General features: G+C 65.2%; 11 protein-coding genes. 3 read left to right on the top strand and 8 right to left on the bottom strand.

Annotated features, from left to right (window positions below; genetic code table 11):
* Nucleotides 1-921 precede the first annotated feature (921 nt).
* Nucleotides 922-2,964: a bifunctional aldolase/short-chain dehydrogenase gene (locus D3I60_RS00590; protein ID WP_262774023.1), complete on the top strand. Its 2,043-nt coding sequence runs from the start codon at nt 922-924 to the stop codon at nt 2,962-2,964.
* Nucleotides 2,965-2,993: 29 nt separating this feature from the next.
* Nucleotides 2,994-4,448, top strand: coding sequence for a rhamnulokinase (locus D3I60_RS00595; RefSeq protein ID WP_262774025.1), 1,455 nt, complete (start codon nt 2,994-2,996; stop codon nt 4,446-4,448).
* A gap of 93 nt (nt 4,449-4,541) precedes the next feature.
* Here the strand turns inward: D3I60_RS00595 and D3I60_RS00600 are convergent, their stop codons facing one another.
* Nucleotides 4,542-5,564 carry an NADP-dependent oxidoreductase gene (locus D3I60_RS00600; protein WP_262774026.1) on the bottom strand — a complete coding sequence of 341 codons (1,023 nt, stop codon included), beginning with the start codon at nt 5,562-5,564 and terminating at the stop codon, nt 4,542-4,544.
* 75 nt (nt 5,565-5,639) lie between these two features.
* The gene (locus D3I60_RS00605; RefSeq protein ID WP_262774027.1) at nt 5,640-6,482 is read right to left on the bottom strand and encodes a DUF402 domain-containing protein; all 843 of its coding nucleotides are present in this window, start codon (nt 6,480-6,482) and stop codon (nt 5,640-5,642) included.
* Nucleotides 6,483-6,551: 69 nt separating this feature from the next.
* Between D3I60_RS00605 and D3I60_RS00610 the strand changes: the two genes are divergently transcribed.
* Nucleotides 6,552-7,547: an amidohydrolase family protein gene (locus D3I60_RS00610; protein ID WP_346659541.1), complete on the top strand. Its 996-nt coding sequence runs from the start codon at nt 6,552-6,554 to the stop codon at nt 7,545-7,547.
* A gap of 3 nt (nt 7,548-7,550) precedes the next feature.
* Here D3I60_RS00610 and D3I60_RS00615 read toward each other — a convergent pair whose 3' ends face one another.
* The 6 genes from D3I60_RS00615 to D3I60_RS00640 all read right to left on the bottom strand — a co-directional run bounded on the left by D3I60_RS00615 (nt 7,551) and on the right by D3I60_RS00640 (nt 13,988).
* Nucleotides 7,551-8,090: a DUF421 domain-containing protein gene (locus tag D3I60_RS00615; RefSeq protein ID WP_262774029.1), complete on the bottom strand. Its 540-nt coding sequence runs from the start codon at nt 8,088-8,090 to the stop codon at nt 7,551-7,553.
* Nucleotides 8,091-8,190: 100 nt separating this feature from the next.
* Entirely contained in the window at nt 8,191-8,940 is a 750-nt protein-coding gene (locus D3I60_RS00620) for an SDR family oxidoreductase (RefSeq protein WP_262774031.1), read from the bottom strand.
* A gap of 68 nt (nt 8,941-9,008) precedes the next feature.
* Complete coding sequence (locus D3I60_RS00625) at nt 9,009-9,944, bottom strand: DUF4097 domain-containing protein (RefSeq protein WP_262774033.1); 936 nt, start codon at nt 9,942-9,944, stop codon at nt 9,009-9,011.
* Nucleotide 9,945: 1 nt separating this feature from the next.
* Entirely contained in the window at nt 9,946-10,590 is a 645-nt protein-coding gene (locus D3I60_RS00630; protein WP_262774034.1) for a response regulator transcription factor, read from the bottom strand.
* Nucleotides 10,578-12,485: a sensor histidine kinase gene (locus D3I60_RS00635; protein ID WP_262774036.1), complete on the bottom strand. Its 1,908-nt coding sequence runs from the start codon at nt 12,483-12,485 to the stop codon at nt 10,578-10,580. Before D3I60_RS00635 ends, D3I60_RS00630 begins: the two co-directional genes overlap by 13 nt.
* 216 nt (nt 12,486-12,701) lie before the next feature.
* Nucleotides 12,702-13,988 carry a trans-sulfuration enzyme family protein gene (locus D3I60_RS00640; RefSeq protein WP_262774037.1) on the bottom strand — a complete coding sequence of 429 codons (1,287 nt, stop codon included), beginning with the start codon at nt 13,986-13,988 and terminating at the stop codon, nt 12,702-12,704.
* Nucleotides 13,989-14,139 lie beyond the last annotated feature (151 nt).

Here is a 14,139-nt window from a genome sequence, read left to right on the forward strand (position 1 = left end):
CCTCATCGCTACCAAGCCTGCCCTTGTCATGGTTGGCGCCTCCGGCGTACGAAGGCAGGACGTCGATCTGCTCCTGCACCTCTGCCACGCGGAGAAACTCGACTACCGCATCATTGCGAGGTGCTGGCCGCACAGAACTGACCGGATCGCAGATCACTTCCCCGACTTGGTCCACCCCGAGGTTGAACTGCTTACTCGCGATGGACTCGGAGCAACACTCCGCGAACGCGGTATCACAAGACCTTCCGTAATCATGCAGCTTCTCACACGAGGCGATGGGCGTCCAGCCTGGGCATTGGACATCGCGGACCTCCTTATCGACACGCGCGAATGGAGGTCCGCATGGACCGGCAATTCACTACGAGAGCAGATCTTCGTTTTCCTGCGCATGTCCAACACGGCTGAAGACGCAGTCGACGTGCCAAACACGCTCGAAAGTGCCGACCACAGCCGAACTCATCGCGTTCTGCGTGCCGTCAAGAACGACGTCGAGCTCCTACGAAAATTTGGCCGACTCGGCCCCGAAAAAGTGCAAGCAGTCATCGACATCCACCTAGCCCGCGTCGACACGATGCTTGACTCCGGTAATCCCAGGATTGCCGAAAGCGAAGCGCAACTCTTGGCGGCACCCCAATGGCCAGGCACCTCGACAGGCAGCACCCAGCACCGTCCATCGAATCGGCACGGGCGAGCGAAAATCCGACGGCCTCGCCACGCAGATCCTGAACCTATCCGACTGGGCCGCTTGACCCTCAAGGCACATGTCGATCCGCAGCTTGTCCAAATCCGCGCCGACCCGCACCAATGGCCACCCACCCGGCAACCCTACCTACCGACGCACCGCCACCTCTTCCCAAACATGTGCCAAACTGTTAAATTAAACATGAACGCACACATCGTCACTCACCCAAGGGAGCCCCCGTGACCGCCATCAACCCCACCGTGGAAGAACTCGTCCAGCGATCCAACTCGCTGGGAGCCGATCCTCGCACCACCAACTACGCAGGAGGGAACTCCTCGGCGAAGGGCACCGATGTCGACCCGGTTACGGGCGAAGAGGTCGAACTCCTCTGGGTCAAGGGCTCGGGCGGGGACCTCGGCACGCTCACGCCCGAAGGACTGGCGGTGCTCCGTCTCGACCGGATGCGCGCCATGACCGGCACCTACCCCGGCATCGAACGCGAGGACGAGATGGTCGCGGCCTTTGACTACACCCTCCACGGTAAGGGCGGAGCCGCTCCCTCCATCGACACCGCGATGCATGGGCTCGTCGACGCCAAGCACGTCGACCACCTCCACCCGGACTCCGGAATCGCCATCGCCACCTCAGCGGACGGCGAAGCACTGACGAAGCAGATCTTCGGCGACAAGGTCGTCTGGGTGCCATGGCGCCGCCCCGGCTTCCAGCTCGGACTCGACATCGCCGCGATCAAGGAAGCGAACCCGCAGGCCATCGGCACCATCCTCGGCGGCCACGGGATCACAGCCTGGGGTGACACCTCGGCGGAATCCGAGGCGAACTCCCGCTGGATCATCGACACCGCGGCCACATACATCGAGGACAACGGCGCAGCCGAACCCTTCGGTGCCACCCGCTCGGGCTTCACCGCCCTCCCCGAGGCCGAGCGCCGCGCCAAGGCCGCCGCCCTCGCCCCTCACCTGCGCGGGATCGCTTCGGCCGACCGCGCCATGGTCGGCCACTTCACCGACTCCGATGTCGTCCTCGACTTTCTCGCAAGTGAGAAGCTCGCCCCGCTGGCGGAACTCGGCACCAGCTGCCCCGACCACTTCCTGCGGACCAAGGTCAAGCCCCTGGTCATCGACCTGCCCGCCGATACCTCGGTCGAGGACATCGTCGCCGCCCTGCCGGCCCTTCATGAGGCCTACCGCGCGGACTACCAGGCCTATTACGATCGCTACGCCACCGCCGACTCCCCCGCCATCCGCGGTGCCGATCCGGCCATCATCCTGCTCCCCGGTGTCGGCATGTTCTCCTATGGTGCCGATAAGCAGACCGCTCGCGTCGCCGGCGAGTTCTACGTCAACGCCATCAACGTCATGCGCGGCGCCGAGGCGCTCTCGAGCTACAGCCCGATCTCGGAAGAAGAGAAGTTCCGGATCGAATACTGGGCACTGGAGGAGGCGAAACTCAAGCGCAAGCCGGCCCCCAAGCCCATGGCCTCGCGGATCGCCTTCGTCACCGGTGCCGCCAGCGGCATCGGCAAGGCCATCGCCACCCGCTTGGCGAACGAGGGCGCCTGCGTTGTCATCGCAGACCTCGACCTCGAGAAAGCCCAGGTGGCAGCCGCCGAACTCGGCAACACCGATGTCGCCATCGGGGTCGCCGCCGATGTCTCCGACGAAGCCGGAGTGCAGGCGGCACTGAATGAAGCGGTGCTCGCTTTCGGCGGCATCGACCTCGTCGTCAACAACGCCGGACTCTCTCTGTCGAAGTCCCTGTTCGAGACCACGGAGAAGGACTGGGACCTCCAGCACAACGTCATGGCCAAGGGTTCGTTCCTCGTGTCGAAGAACGCCGCGCAGATCCTCGTCGACCAGGGCATGGGCGGCGATATCGTCTACATCTCCTCGAAGAACTCCGTTTTCGCGGGCCCCAACAACATCGCCTACTCGGCCACCAAGGCCGATCAGGCCCACCAGGTGCGACTGCTCGCCGCCGAACTCGGCAAGTACGGCATCCGCGTCAACGGCATCAACCCCGACGGCGTGGTCCGCGGCTCCGGAATCTTCGCCGGCGGTTGGGGCGCCCAGCGCGCCAAGACCTATGGGGTGGAAGAGAAGGACCTCGGCAAGTTCTATGCTCAGCGGACGATCCTCGGCCGCGAGGTCGTTCCGGAGAATGTGGCCAACGCCGTCTATGCTTTGTGTACTTCCGACTTCTCGCATACGACCGGTCTGCACGTGCCCGTCGATGCCGGTGTCGCTGCAGCGTTCCTGCGCTGAGCCGCGTTCGAACGGAGATCCTCACACATATGGACACCACTGATTCTGCTGCCGGTCTCACTCTCGCCGCGGTCGATCTGGGCGCAACGAGCGGCCGGGTCATCATGGGCGGGGTGAGCGACGGTGTGCTGCGTATGAAGCCCGTGGCTCGATTCGCGAATGTGCCGCAGTTCTTGGGCGGGAGCATGCACTGGAATATCCAGTCACTCTTCGCCGAATTGAGCATGGGCCTCCGAGAAGCCTTCCTCAGGAGTCCAGGATTGGTGAGCATCGGCATCGACTCGTGGGCCGTCGACTATGGAATGCTGCGCAGTGGTGAGCTGCTCGGAATTCCGCACCATTATCGGGACGGACGGAATCTGCGCGGTGTCGAAATCGTCCACAAACGCGTTGCCCCGGACGAGCTCTTCGCGCACAACGGTCTGCAACACCTCGACTTCAACACCGTGTTCCAGTTAGCGGTCGAAGCCGAATCCGGGTTCCTCGACCTCGCCGACCGAGCCTTGCTCGTTCCTGATCTCATCGCCTTCTGGCTCACCGGTCAGATGCGCTCGGAGCTTACGAACGCCTCTACCACTGGGCTGCTCTCAGTTCATGACGGCAGCTGGGACACCGGCCTCATGGAGAATCTCGGGCTGCCTGCCGATCTGCTGCCTGATCTCATTGCTCCGGGCGAGCGCATCGGCGAACTCTCTCCACCTGTGGCTCAGCGTCTCGGGGCCACCGCACCGATCCAGGTTACGGCCGTGGGCAGCCACGACACCGCCTCGGCGGTGGTCGCAGTTCCTCTGGAAGGGACGAACTCGGCATTCATCTCCAGCGGCACCTGGTCTCTTGTCGGACTCGAGATCGACGAACCGGTTGTGACCGAGGCAGCCCGCCAGGCAAATTTCACGAACGAGGGCGGAGTCGACGGGACGATCCGGTTCCTCAAGAACGTGTCAGGTCTGTGGCTTCTCAGCGAATCGATGCGGCAGTGGGAACACGACGCCACCGATGCCCAGCGCAGTTCGGACCTCGAGAGCCTGCTCGCCGAGGCTGCAGCGATCGAGACTCCCGTTGCCGTGTTCGATCCGTCCGATGACCGATTCACCCCGCCAGGGGACATGCCCACGCGCATCCGTGATTGGTGCACTGAGCACGGTGTCGAACCTCCGCGCACCCGCGCCGAGGTGGTCCGGTCCATCCTCGAATCCCTCGCCGCCGCGTATGCCAAGACCCTGGCGACTGCGGAGCAGCTGACCGGGAGAAACGTCGAGGCGATCCACATCGTCGGCGGCGGTTCGCAGAACACTCTGCTCTGCCAGCTGACCGCGAACCGTGCTGAACGGAAGGTGATCGCCGGGCCTGTCGAGGCGACGGCGATCGGCAATCTGCTCGTCCAGGCGCGAGCGGTCGGACAAGTCGATCCGACCAGCAGTTTGGACGAACTGCGTCAGGTCGTGAGGAATTCGTTCCCCGTCACCGAGTACCTCCCGGCCTGAATCGCGATGCGGACTTCAACAGAATGGAGGCGGCGTCGGCCAGTCTCGGCCGACGCCGCCTCTTCCGCGCGACATCGGTGATGAACCGAAGCCTCAGCTCTCGACACCCACGGCGACGACCATCTTGCCGAAGTTTCCGCCGGTGAGCAGGTCGTTGAAGTATTCGGGAGCCTTGTCGAGACCGGGGCGGATGTCCTCACGGAAGCGGACCTTGCCTTCCTTGAGCCAGCCGCTCATGTCCGTAAGGAACTGCGGGGTCAGACGTTCGGCGAACTCGGTCTGGATGAACCCGCGGACCAACAGCGACTTCGTGAGGATCTGGCCCATGAGCGCACCCGAACGGTCCGGTCCCTCCGGCAGCGAAGTGAGGTTGTAGTTGGCAACGAGTCCGCACACGGGAACGCGCGCGAAGGTATTGAGCCTGGGCAGCACGGCGTTGAACACGTCTCCGCCGACGTTCTCGAAGTAGACGTCGAGTCCCTGTGGCACAGCATCTTTCAGCTCCTGCCGCAAGTTCCCGCTCCGGTGGTCCAACGCCACGTCGAAGCCGAGCTCACGCAGGTGAGCGATCTTGTCCGGTCCGCCGGCGATGCCGACGGCTGTCGCTCCCTTGATCTTCGCGATCTGTCCGACGACGGATCCGACAGGACCGGTCGCAGCGGCCACGGCCACGGTCTCGCCGGCCTTGGGCTGACCGATCTCGAGCAGACCCGCGTACGCGGTGAACCCGGGCATGCCGAGCACACCGAGGTGAGTGGAGATCGGCGCGATCTCCGGGTCGATCTTGCGCAGGTGTCCGGTCGACTCGACCGAATACTCCTGCCAACCGCCGTAGCCGAGCACGATCTCACCGGCGGCGAAGCCATCGGCATTGGATTCGACGACCTCGGACACGGTGGCTCCGACCATGACATCGCCGACCTCGACGGGCTTGGCGTAGGACTTCGCGTCCGACATCCGCCCGCGCATGTACGGATCGAGCGAGAGATAGAGGGTGCGCAGCAGCACCTGCCCCTCGCCCGGGGTCGGCACAGGCACCTCGTCGAGCAGGTAGTTCTCTGCAGTGGGAGCGCCCACGGGGCGCGAGTTCAGGCGAATCCGATGGTTGGTCGTCATGGAGACGGTTCCTTTCAGCAGCAGATCATTCTTCGCTTGTGTGCTTCATTGAGGCGACAGGTGCATCCGCGACGATCACCGATGCTGTCGGTCATAACAACCATTCGGAATCGCCCGATGTTCCTGATCGAACGATTTTTCTGAAACCGAGGCGGCACCCAGTCGGGCCTTCCCCACCAGATCGCGGGCCACCGTCTCCCATTCGGGATCGAAGGCCCAACCGAAATCGCCGAGGTGGTCGAGCAGATGGCTGCCATTGTCCCGGATGATCTCCGACCACTCCTTCGGCCACGCTCCATAGTTCGCCGCCGCGGCGAGTTCGTCGACGTCCTTGAACACGGCGCCGGTCGGGTCGAGCCGGCCGTCCTCGGCGTGCAGGGGCATAGACGCGATCGGGAAGGTGATATCGAGGATGTGATCGCTGGTGAACAGCAAATTGTTGGTGCGACGGTGCGTGGCCTCAAGATTGATGTACCACTCAACCCGCACGCCGCCGAACTCTGGACGATCGACACCGCCCACAGCATCTTTGAGCAACACCCACACGGAGAACGGAACCTCGGGAGGGACGATCTTGAGCACCCCGCGCCCCCGCCACGTGCCCTCGACATTGATCCTCGTCGGCGCCTCGGCCAGCGGCCGGAACCGTGCCTTCAACGGCACATCGTGGGCGTTCGCGTCCTCCCACCCGACGATGCGGGTCTCCTGTGTCGGGGTACCCCCGGCCAACCACAGGACAGAGCCCTCGGGTCCGTCGGCGATGACACGCATCGGGCGGGCCACCTCGGCGAGGTCGCGGCCGAAATCGAAACGACGGAACGTCCAGGTCACGGTCTGCCCCGGAGGCCAGTACGGCGCCTGCCCCACGGGTCTAACCTGGAACGGAGTGGGGATCGTGAACGGATCGCGCAGGCTCATGCGGGCAGTCTATGCGTCGGGCATGGGCGAGCGCTGAAGACCCGGGCGGCGAGGTCATAGAGTGGGGCCATGGACGACTCCGATGGTGCAGCCACTCAGACCCCCTCACCTGCCCGTACGACCGCGAATCCCGCCCCGGAGACGACGATCGGCCGGGTCGTCGAGGTCCCCGATACGATGACCGTTCCGCCGCGCTCCGATGCCGAGGTCCCCGACTACGTCAGCGCCCTCGGCCTACCGGGACTCGCCGACATCCACGTCCACTTCCTACCGCAGAACGTGCTCGACAAGGTGTGGGAGTACTTCGACAATGCCGCGGACAACTACGGCCGCGACTGGCCGATCAACTACCGATTCGACACGGACACCCGCCTGAATATCGTCCGCGAGCTCGGCCTGCGCGCGATCCCGGCCCTGACCTACCCACACAAACCCGGAATGGCCGCGTGGCTGAACGAATGGAACGCCGAGTTCGCCGCCGCCCACGGCGACGTCATCCACTGCGGCACCCTCTATGCCGAGCCCGAGTGCGCCGACTACGTGCCGAAGGCGCTGGCGGCCGGGGCGACGCTGTTCAAAGTCCACGTCCAGGTAGGTGTGTTCTCACCCGATGATGAGGTCCTCGACCCCGCGTGGAAGGCTCTCGAAGCAGCGCGCGTGCCCATCGTCATCCATGCCGGATCCGCTCCCCTGGCCGGCAAGTACACCGGCCCGCAGGCGGTGGCGAACGTCCTCGAGCGGTTCCCGCAGCTGACATTCGTCATCGCCCATATGGGCATGCCCGAGTACGACGAATTCGCCGACCTCGCCGAGAGATACGACAACGTCCATCTCGACACGACGATGTTCGCCTCCGGGTATTTCTCCACCCCCGCCGAGGTGGCCCCCGACTACCGCGACCGCCTGGCCCGACTGCAGGACAAGGTCATCCTCGGCTCGGATTTCCCGAACATCCCCTACCCGTACGTCGACCAGATCTCGGGGCTCGCCGCCCTGGGCCTCGGTGACGATTGGATGCGCTCGGTGCTGTGGGCCAACGGAGCGAAGGTTCTCGGCCTCGACTGAATCTCAGCTGTCTCGGGGCACCCGATCAGCGCCGACGACCCCGGTGAGCATCTCCTCGGCGATCGGGGCACCGCGCCGGATGACGCTGATCTGACCGGTCGATTCGAGGATCACGCACGCCACCTCATCACGATTGCGGATGCCGGCAGATCGAAGTTTGGCGATGAGTTCGTCATGGTCGACGTGGCTCTTCGACAGGTTGTGCGTGAGGATCTCGGGACCGGCCATGAGCACCACCGCAGGGGAGTTCACGAAGCTGCGCACGAATCCGAAGCGTCGGCCGAATCCGCTGAGCGCCTGCAGGATCAGCAGGGTCGCCAGACCCAGGATTCCGCCCGCCAGAGTCGGTGTATCGCCGAGGATGGACCGGCCGATGATCGCACCGATCGCGATGATCGCGGCCACGTCGAAACTCGACAGACTCGCCAGCGTGCGCTGGCCGAAGATGCGCAGGAGCAGAATGATCCCGAAGTAGAAGGCCACGCATGAGACGACGATCCTGACCGCGTCGACCCAGTCGAGCCCGTATTCCATCCAATCCATGATTACCTCCGGAACGGATGATACCCCTGCCCTGGATTCGGGTCGCTGCGCTGGGAACCGGATCAGCGCTTCACACGGGACTCAACGCCTCATCCGGTACTCAGACCGAGCGCACCCATTCGTCGACGGTCACGTCGGACATCCTCGGTGACGGTGGGATGAGTCCGTCGCGGGCCATCGGCCCGGGCAGGGGAATGCCGATGACCTTCGCACGTCTCGTACCTGCCTTCCGGGCTCTTGCCGCGGTGAGACGGCGGGCGATCTCAGCGAAGTCGCTGATCTCGGGACCGGCGACCTCGATCGTGCCGCGCTCGCGCGCGTCGATGGCTTCGGCCATCATGCGGGCCGCCTCGGCGACAGCCAGGGCCTGCACGCGCATCTTCGGCACGAAACGCAGCGGCCCGGCCTTGACCGTCATCGTGTCGACGAGTTCGAACCACTGAGCCGACCGGAACATCAGCAGCTGCTCGTCTGGGACGAGCCGGCGGAAGATCCGCTCCTGCATGGCTTTGCCCTGGTAGTAGCCCAGCAGCCGCGACTCGGCGGCCTCGGGGCGGAACGCGATCGACAGGACGACCACGGAGGTGCCGGGCTGTTCGGCGGCCGCCTCGGCGATCGAACGGGAGCTGCGAGAGAAGAAATCGATGGCTTTGCGCGCATTCGTCGTCAGCCGATTGACGCAGTCGACGAGGACGTCGCTGCCTTCGGCCGCCTCGGCGACTCCCTGACCGGTCACCGTGTCGACTCCGCTTCCGCGATGAGCGGCGATGACAGTGTGTCCGCGTTCGCGCAGCTGGGGCACCAACTGCCTGCCGAAGGTTCCAGTGGCTCCATAGACGGTGATCTGCATGATCGTCGACCCTTCAGACGCCGCACGGGCGGGCCCGCAGTCGAGGCCGCCCGTGCGCCGGTCGTTTCTCAGTTCTGGTTGACTGTGACGGTACCAGTATCGGCTGTGGCCGAGACCGGAACGAGGATCTTGCCTTTGGCTTCCTTCGGGTCATCCGCCACATCGTACTTCTCCAGATCGGAGGCGAGGTCGACGGTGCCGTCATTGGACTTCGCGTTGATCCGGTAGAAGAAGTCCTCATCCAGCTCTTCTGAGGTGAGCTTGAGATTCGGCACCCGCATGTCGATCGAACCTTCTTCTGTCTTCGCGATGATTCCGCCGACGGGCATCGCCTGATTGGTGAAGTCGAGATCGACCGTTCCCGTCGAACTGACCACGTCGATGCGGTCGCTGACGCTGAGGTTCTCGCCTTCGATGGCACCGACCCCGGTCTTGGCCGACACCGTCCCGAAGTCACCGTCCAGGTAGGTGGCACCCCAATCGCTCGTGGTCCGCACCTTCTGAGCCGAACCGGTCACGTTCGCGGTTCCACCGCCGGTATCAGCGTTGATCTCGGCGAAGTCGCCGGTGACGTCGAACCGGCCGTAGTTGCCGTCGAAGTCCAGCGCAAGGTCTTTCGCCTCACTGGTCGGGATGGTGACGGTCAACCGGGTGTTCTCGAGTTTCCCGCCGTTCTTCACCGCCACCTCGGCGGTATCGGCTCGACTGTGAACCTCAAGGTTCGCGGAGCTGTCACGGGGACCGGTGCCGGTGAGCTTCACGGTCGCCTCGGCGACATCGGCGGTCTTGATGTCGACGGCACCGCCGGAGTCGAGGCCGATCTTGAGTTCTTTCATCGCTTCGGGCAGCGGTTCGGTCGAGTCGATCCGCCCGTAGTCGAGGCGGGAGGCTCCTTGAGCGGTGCTGACGACGACGGGGATGAGGAGGACGACGGCGGCGAGGATGATCAGGACCGCACGCAGACCGACGCGGGCGGATTCGCTGATGCGTACTGTGGCAGGCATTCTATGCTCCGAGGAATGTGAGGACGGCGAGGACTCGACGGTTCTCCGAGGTGTCGGCAGTGAGACCGAACTTCGTGAACACCGAGGAGATGTGCTTTTCTACGGCACCGGCACTGAGGTACAGGGTGCGGGCGATCGCGGCGTTGGACTTGCCTTCGGCCATGAGCTGGAGGACCTCGATCTCGCGAGGGCTCAGTGTCGACAATCCGTCCTTCTTGCGCGTGCGCACGAGGATCTGGGACACGACCTCCGGGTCGAGGACGGTGCCGCCGCCTGCAACCTCGTCGACGGCGGTGAGGAAGTCTTCGACGTCGGCGACCCGGTCCTTGAGCAGGTAGCCGAAGCCGCCGGTGTTCTCGGCGATGAGTTCGGACGCGTACTGCTCTTCCACGTACTGGCTGAACACGAGGACCTTGACGTCCGGATTCTGCTTGCGGATGAGGACGGCGGCGCGGATGCCCTCATCGGTGAACGTCGGAGGCATGCGCACGTCGATGACGGCGAGATCCGGCGGGTCGTTGTGGACGACGGCGAGGAGTTCGTTGGCGTCGGGCACGGCGGCGATGATCTCGTGACCGGCATCGGCGAGCAGTCTTTCGAGTCCGGCCCGCAGGACGGCAGAGTCTTCAGCGATTACGATGCGCATGGCACCTCCACAACTACAGTCGTTGGCCCACCTGCGGGGCTGGTCAGATTCAGTGTGCCACGAGCGGCTTCGACCCGGTCGATGAGACCGGCGATGCCGGTGTGACGGCCGGTGCGGTCGACGCGTGCGCCGCCGTGGCCGTTGTCGGTGACGACGATCTGCACACCGGTCTCGGTCGGGGCGATGAACACGCTGGCGCGAGTGGCTCCCGAGTGTTTGGTGATGTTCGTCAGGCATTCGGCGACGACGAAGTAGGACACGGCTTCGGCTTCGCGCCCGATCCGCCCCTCGAGTCGGACATCCACATCGACGGGGATCGTCGACCGGCCGGCCAGCGCCGAGACTGCGGCGTCGAGGCCGCGGTCGGTGAGCACAGCGGGGTGGATTCCGCGGGCGAGCTGACGGAGTTCGGTGACGATGCCCTTGGCTTCGGTATGGGCTTCGGCCACGAGTTCCTTCGCCCGTTCCGGATCGGAGTCGATCTTCGTCTTCGCCATGCCCAAGGTCATGGTCAGCGCGACGAGCCGGGGCTGAGCCCCGTCGTGGAGGTCGCGTTCGATGCGCAGGCGCTCCGCAGCGGCCGCCTCGATGCCGGCCATGCGGGCCCGGTCGAGTTCGGTGACCTCGGCCTGCAGTGCCACGGTGCGGGCCGGTGCGAGCAGGGCCCGATCGAGGGCGCGGTCGAGCAGCGGGGCGAACCACAGGATGGCCAGGGAGCTGGCGAGGACGATGACGGAGCCGATGGCCACACCGATGCGGGCAGGTCCGTCGATGGTTTCGCCGATGAAGAAGGTATTGACTCCCTGGGGGTTGATGGCGGCGAAGATGCCGAAGATGGATCCGCAGATTGCGGCGATGGTGCCGGCGACGACGATCAGGCCGAGGAGCATCTTGATGTAGTGGTGGGCGGTCGAGCGCCAGAAGGCACCGGATTTCACCTGCAGCCAACGGTTGTGGAGGAACCGGCCCATGCCGGGCTCGCGATTGCTGCTTTCGATCTTCGGGACGGGGATCTTATCGGAGTAGATGAGTTCGGCCCGGTAGCGTTCGGCGTTGTTCGCGCCCTGCTGGACGAGGACCCAGACGAGGAGGGCGAGGACGCCCAGACCGAGGGCGAAGATGCCGCCGATTCCGGTGAACAGCAGTCCCAGCGGGATCCACGCCCAGATCAGGGCGAGGACGGCGGAGAGCACGAGGTTCGCGACGCCGATGATTCCGGTGGGGCGTTTGGGCCAGGTGATGGGTCCGTCGGCGGGGATCTCGGTGACCTCGTCCCGGGTCAGCGGCAGCGAACCGGTGACCGGGGCGTAAGCGACGGGGTCACGTTTGGGTTTCATCCGCCGAGGCGGCCCCGGACGCGGCATCGGCTGTGCCATCGGCATCGGCTGCGCTGTCGGCATGGGTTGTGCATGCGGCGCGGGCCGACCGAACTGGGGGCCGGGTTGTGGTGCTTGGAGCGGTCCGGGTTGAGGGGCGTGGCCGGGTGGGGTGGGGTAGTTCGGGTTGTTCGAGGGCGCGTACCCGGAGGGTGCGGCCTGAGCCGAGGGATGGGTGCGGGGGCCAGGCTGCGCAGGAGCCGTCGGATGAGTGTAGGTGACCGGTCTGGTGGGGCTCATCGGCGGGTAGTCAGGACGCTGGGCCTGTTCGCCGGCTCCCACCACTCGGGTCGAGCCCGTCGCGAACGGCACGTCGAGGTCGACGGGTTTCGTCCGGAACTCTCCTGCTTCGCGAGCGGTCGGTTCGTCGGCCGCTGCTGCCTCGACTTCGGTGGTCGGCGGTGCGTTGACGATCGCTTCGGCGCTGATTGACTCTTCGCGCTGTGGGGGTTGAGGCTCCTGCGGATCGGGGCCGAGCGGCTCCTGGTCCTGCGGGTTCTCGGGGGTCTTCTCACTCATAGCAAATACGCTACGGGAGCCGCGGGCTCGCGAACAGCACGAAGACCTCCGCCCCTACGTCGGGTTTTCCCGACACCCTGTGACCGCAGACACCAACCGCACATCCCTCACCCTTCGCGACGAATCACCTCGCTGCAACGAGGTGGTCTGCCACGAAGGGTGAGGGATGCCGAAGCACCGGGAGGAAGTGTCGCTCCCGGTACGTGATGCCGTCGGCTATACGGGGACCGCAACCGCTGGAGACGAGACGTGGTGCTGTCCCGCAGGAGCGGTATGTGCGGCTCCGTCGGCAGGACTCGTGCCCGCATCACCGGACGTGGCGTCGAGCGCCTGCGCGAGGTCGGCGAGGATGTCGTCGATGTCTTCGATCCCGACGGACAGGCGGATGAACCTGCCGGAGACGCTGACCTCGCTGCCGGCCACGGACAGATGCGTCATCGTCGCCGGGTGGTCGATGAGGGACTCGACTCCTCCGAGCGATTCAGCCAGGGTGATGAGCTTCGTGTTCGCCACCAGCGCCAACGCCCGCTCTTCGGTGTCGGTGCGCAGGGATACTACTCCCCCGAATCCGCTCATCTGCCGCTTCGCCACCTCATGCCCGGGGTGGGACGGCAGACCCGGATAGATCACCTCGGCCACTTCGTCGCGGGTCTCGAGCCATTCGGCGACTGCCTGCGCGTTGGCGCAGTGCGCCTTCATCCGCACCGGCAGGGTCTTGATCCCGCGCCGGGTCAGCCAGGCGTCGAACGGGGAGATGCCCAGCCCGACAGAGGCGAGGTGGCTCTCGAGACGGTCGACCACCTCGGCGGCGCGGGGACAGCTCGTCCCGTCACCGACGAGGACCGCACCGCCGATGACATCGGAGTGGCCGTTGATGAACTTCGTCGTCGAATGGACGACGATATCGGCGCCGAGCTCCAGCGGACGCTGCAGCACAGGGGTCGCGAAGGTCGAATCCACGGCCAGCAGGGCGTTCGCGGTATGGGCGAGGCGGGCCGCCTCGGCGATATCGATGATGTCGAGTCCGGGGTTGCTCGGGGTCTCGACCCAGATGATTGCGGTGTTGTCGTTGATGGCGGCGGCGAGCGCCGCGGTGTCGGTGAGGTCGACGGTGCGGATGACCACTCCCCAGCGCACGTATTCGTTCTGCAGGAGGCGGAAGGTACCACCGTAGACGTCGCGGGGCAGGATGACCTCGTCACCGGGACGAAGCAGCGCGGAGAACACGGCCACCTCGGCCGAGGTTCCCGAGTTGACGGCCGCGGCGAATGACGCGCCCTCCAATTCGCACAGCGCCTGTTCGAGGTCGCTGCGGTTCGGCGTGCCCGTGCGCGCGTAGTCGAAGCCGGCGCGGGTCTGACCCGGGGTGTCCATCATGAAGGTGGAGGTCTGGAAGATCGGGGCCACGACCGAACCGGTGTGCGCCTCGGGGATGGCTCCCGAGTGCACCGATCGGGTCGAGATTCCGGCGGTTGGGGTGGGTTCGAGACGGGGTGAACTCACGGCGGATCCTTCCTTCACTGATGGGCACCGCTGAATCTGCGGTTTCATCAGTGTGAGTGGCCGAATCTCGTTCGTGCGTGCCCGTTGACGCGCATTGTCACGGCATGTCATATGTCGTTGATCGTCGTCATCTTTCGACGCACAGAGTCGT

It is taken from the genome of Brevibacterium permense (assembly GCF_025506275.1).
Lineage (GTDB): Bacteria > Actinomycetota > Actinomycetes > Actinomycetales > Brevibacteriaceae > Brevibacterium > Brevibacterium permense_A.

Excerpts from the sequence above, each read along its gene's own strand:
- D3I60_RS00595 (WP_262774025.1), top strand. The coding sequence starts at position 2,994 with ATGGACACCACTGATTCTGCTGCCGGTCTCACTCTCGCCGCGGTCGAT.
- D3I60_RS00600 (WP_262774026.1), bottom strand. The coding sequence starts at position 5,564 with ATGACGACCAACCATCGGATTCGCCTGAACTCGCGCCCCGTGGGCGCT.
- D3I60_RS00605 (WP_262774027.1), bottom strand. The coding sequence starts at position 6,482 with ATGAGCCTGCGCGATCCGTTCACGATCCCCACTCCGTTCCAGGTTAGA.
- D3I60_RS00610 (WP_346659541.1), top strand. The coding sequence starts at position 6,552 with ATGGACGACTCCGATGGTGCAGCCACTCAGACCCCCTCACCTGCCCGT.
- D3I60_RS00615 (WP_262774029.1), bottom strand. The coding sequence starts at position 8,090 with ATGGATTGGATGGAATACGGGCTCGACTGGGTCGACGCGGTCAGGATC.
- D3I60_RS00620 (WP_262774031.1), bottom strand. The coding sequence starts at position 8,940 with ATGCAGATCACCGTCTATGGAGCCACTGGAACCTTCGGCAGGCAGTTG.
- D3I60_RS00625 (WP_262774033.1), bottom strand. The coding sequence starts at position 9,944 with ATGCCTGCCACAGTACGCATCAGCGAATCCGCCCGCGTCGGTCTGCGT.
- D3I60_RS00630 (WP_262774034.1), bottom strand. The coding sequence starts at position 10,590 with ATGCGCATCGTAATCGCTGAAGACTCTGCCGTCCTGCGGGCCGGACTC.
- D3I60_RS00635 (WP_262774036.1), bottom strand. The coding sequence starts at position 12,485 with ATGAGTGAGAAGACCCCCGAGAACCCGCAGGACCAGGAGCCGCTCGGC.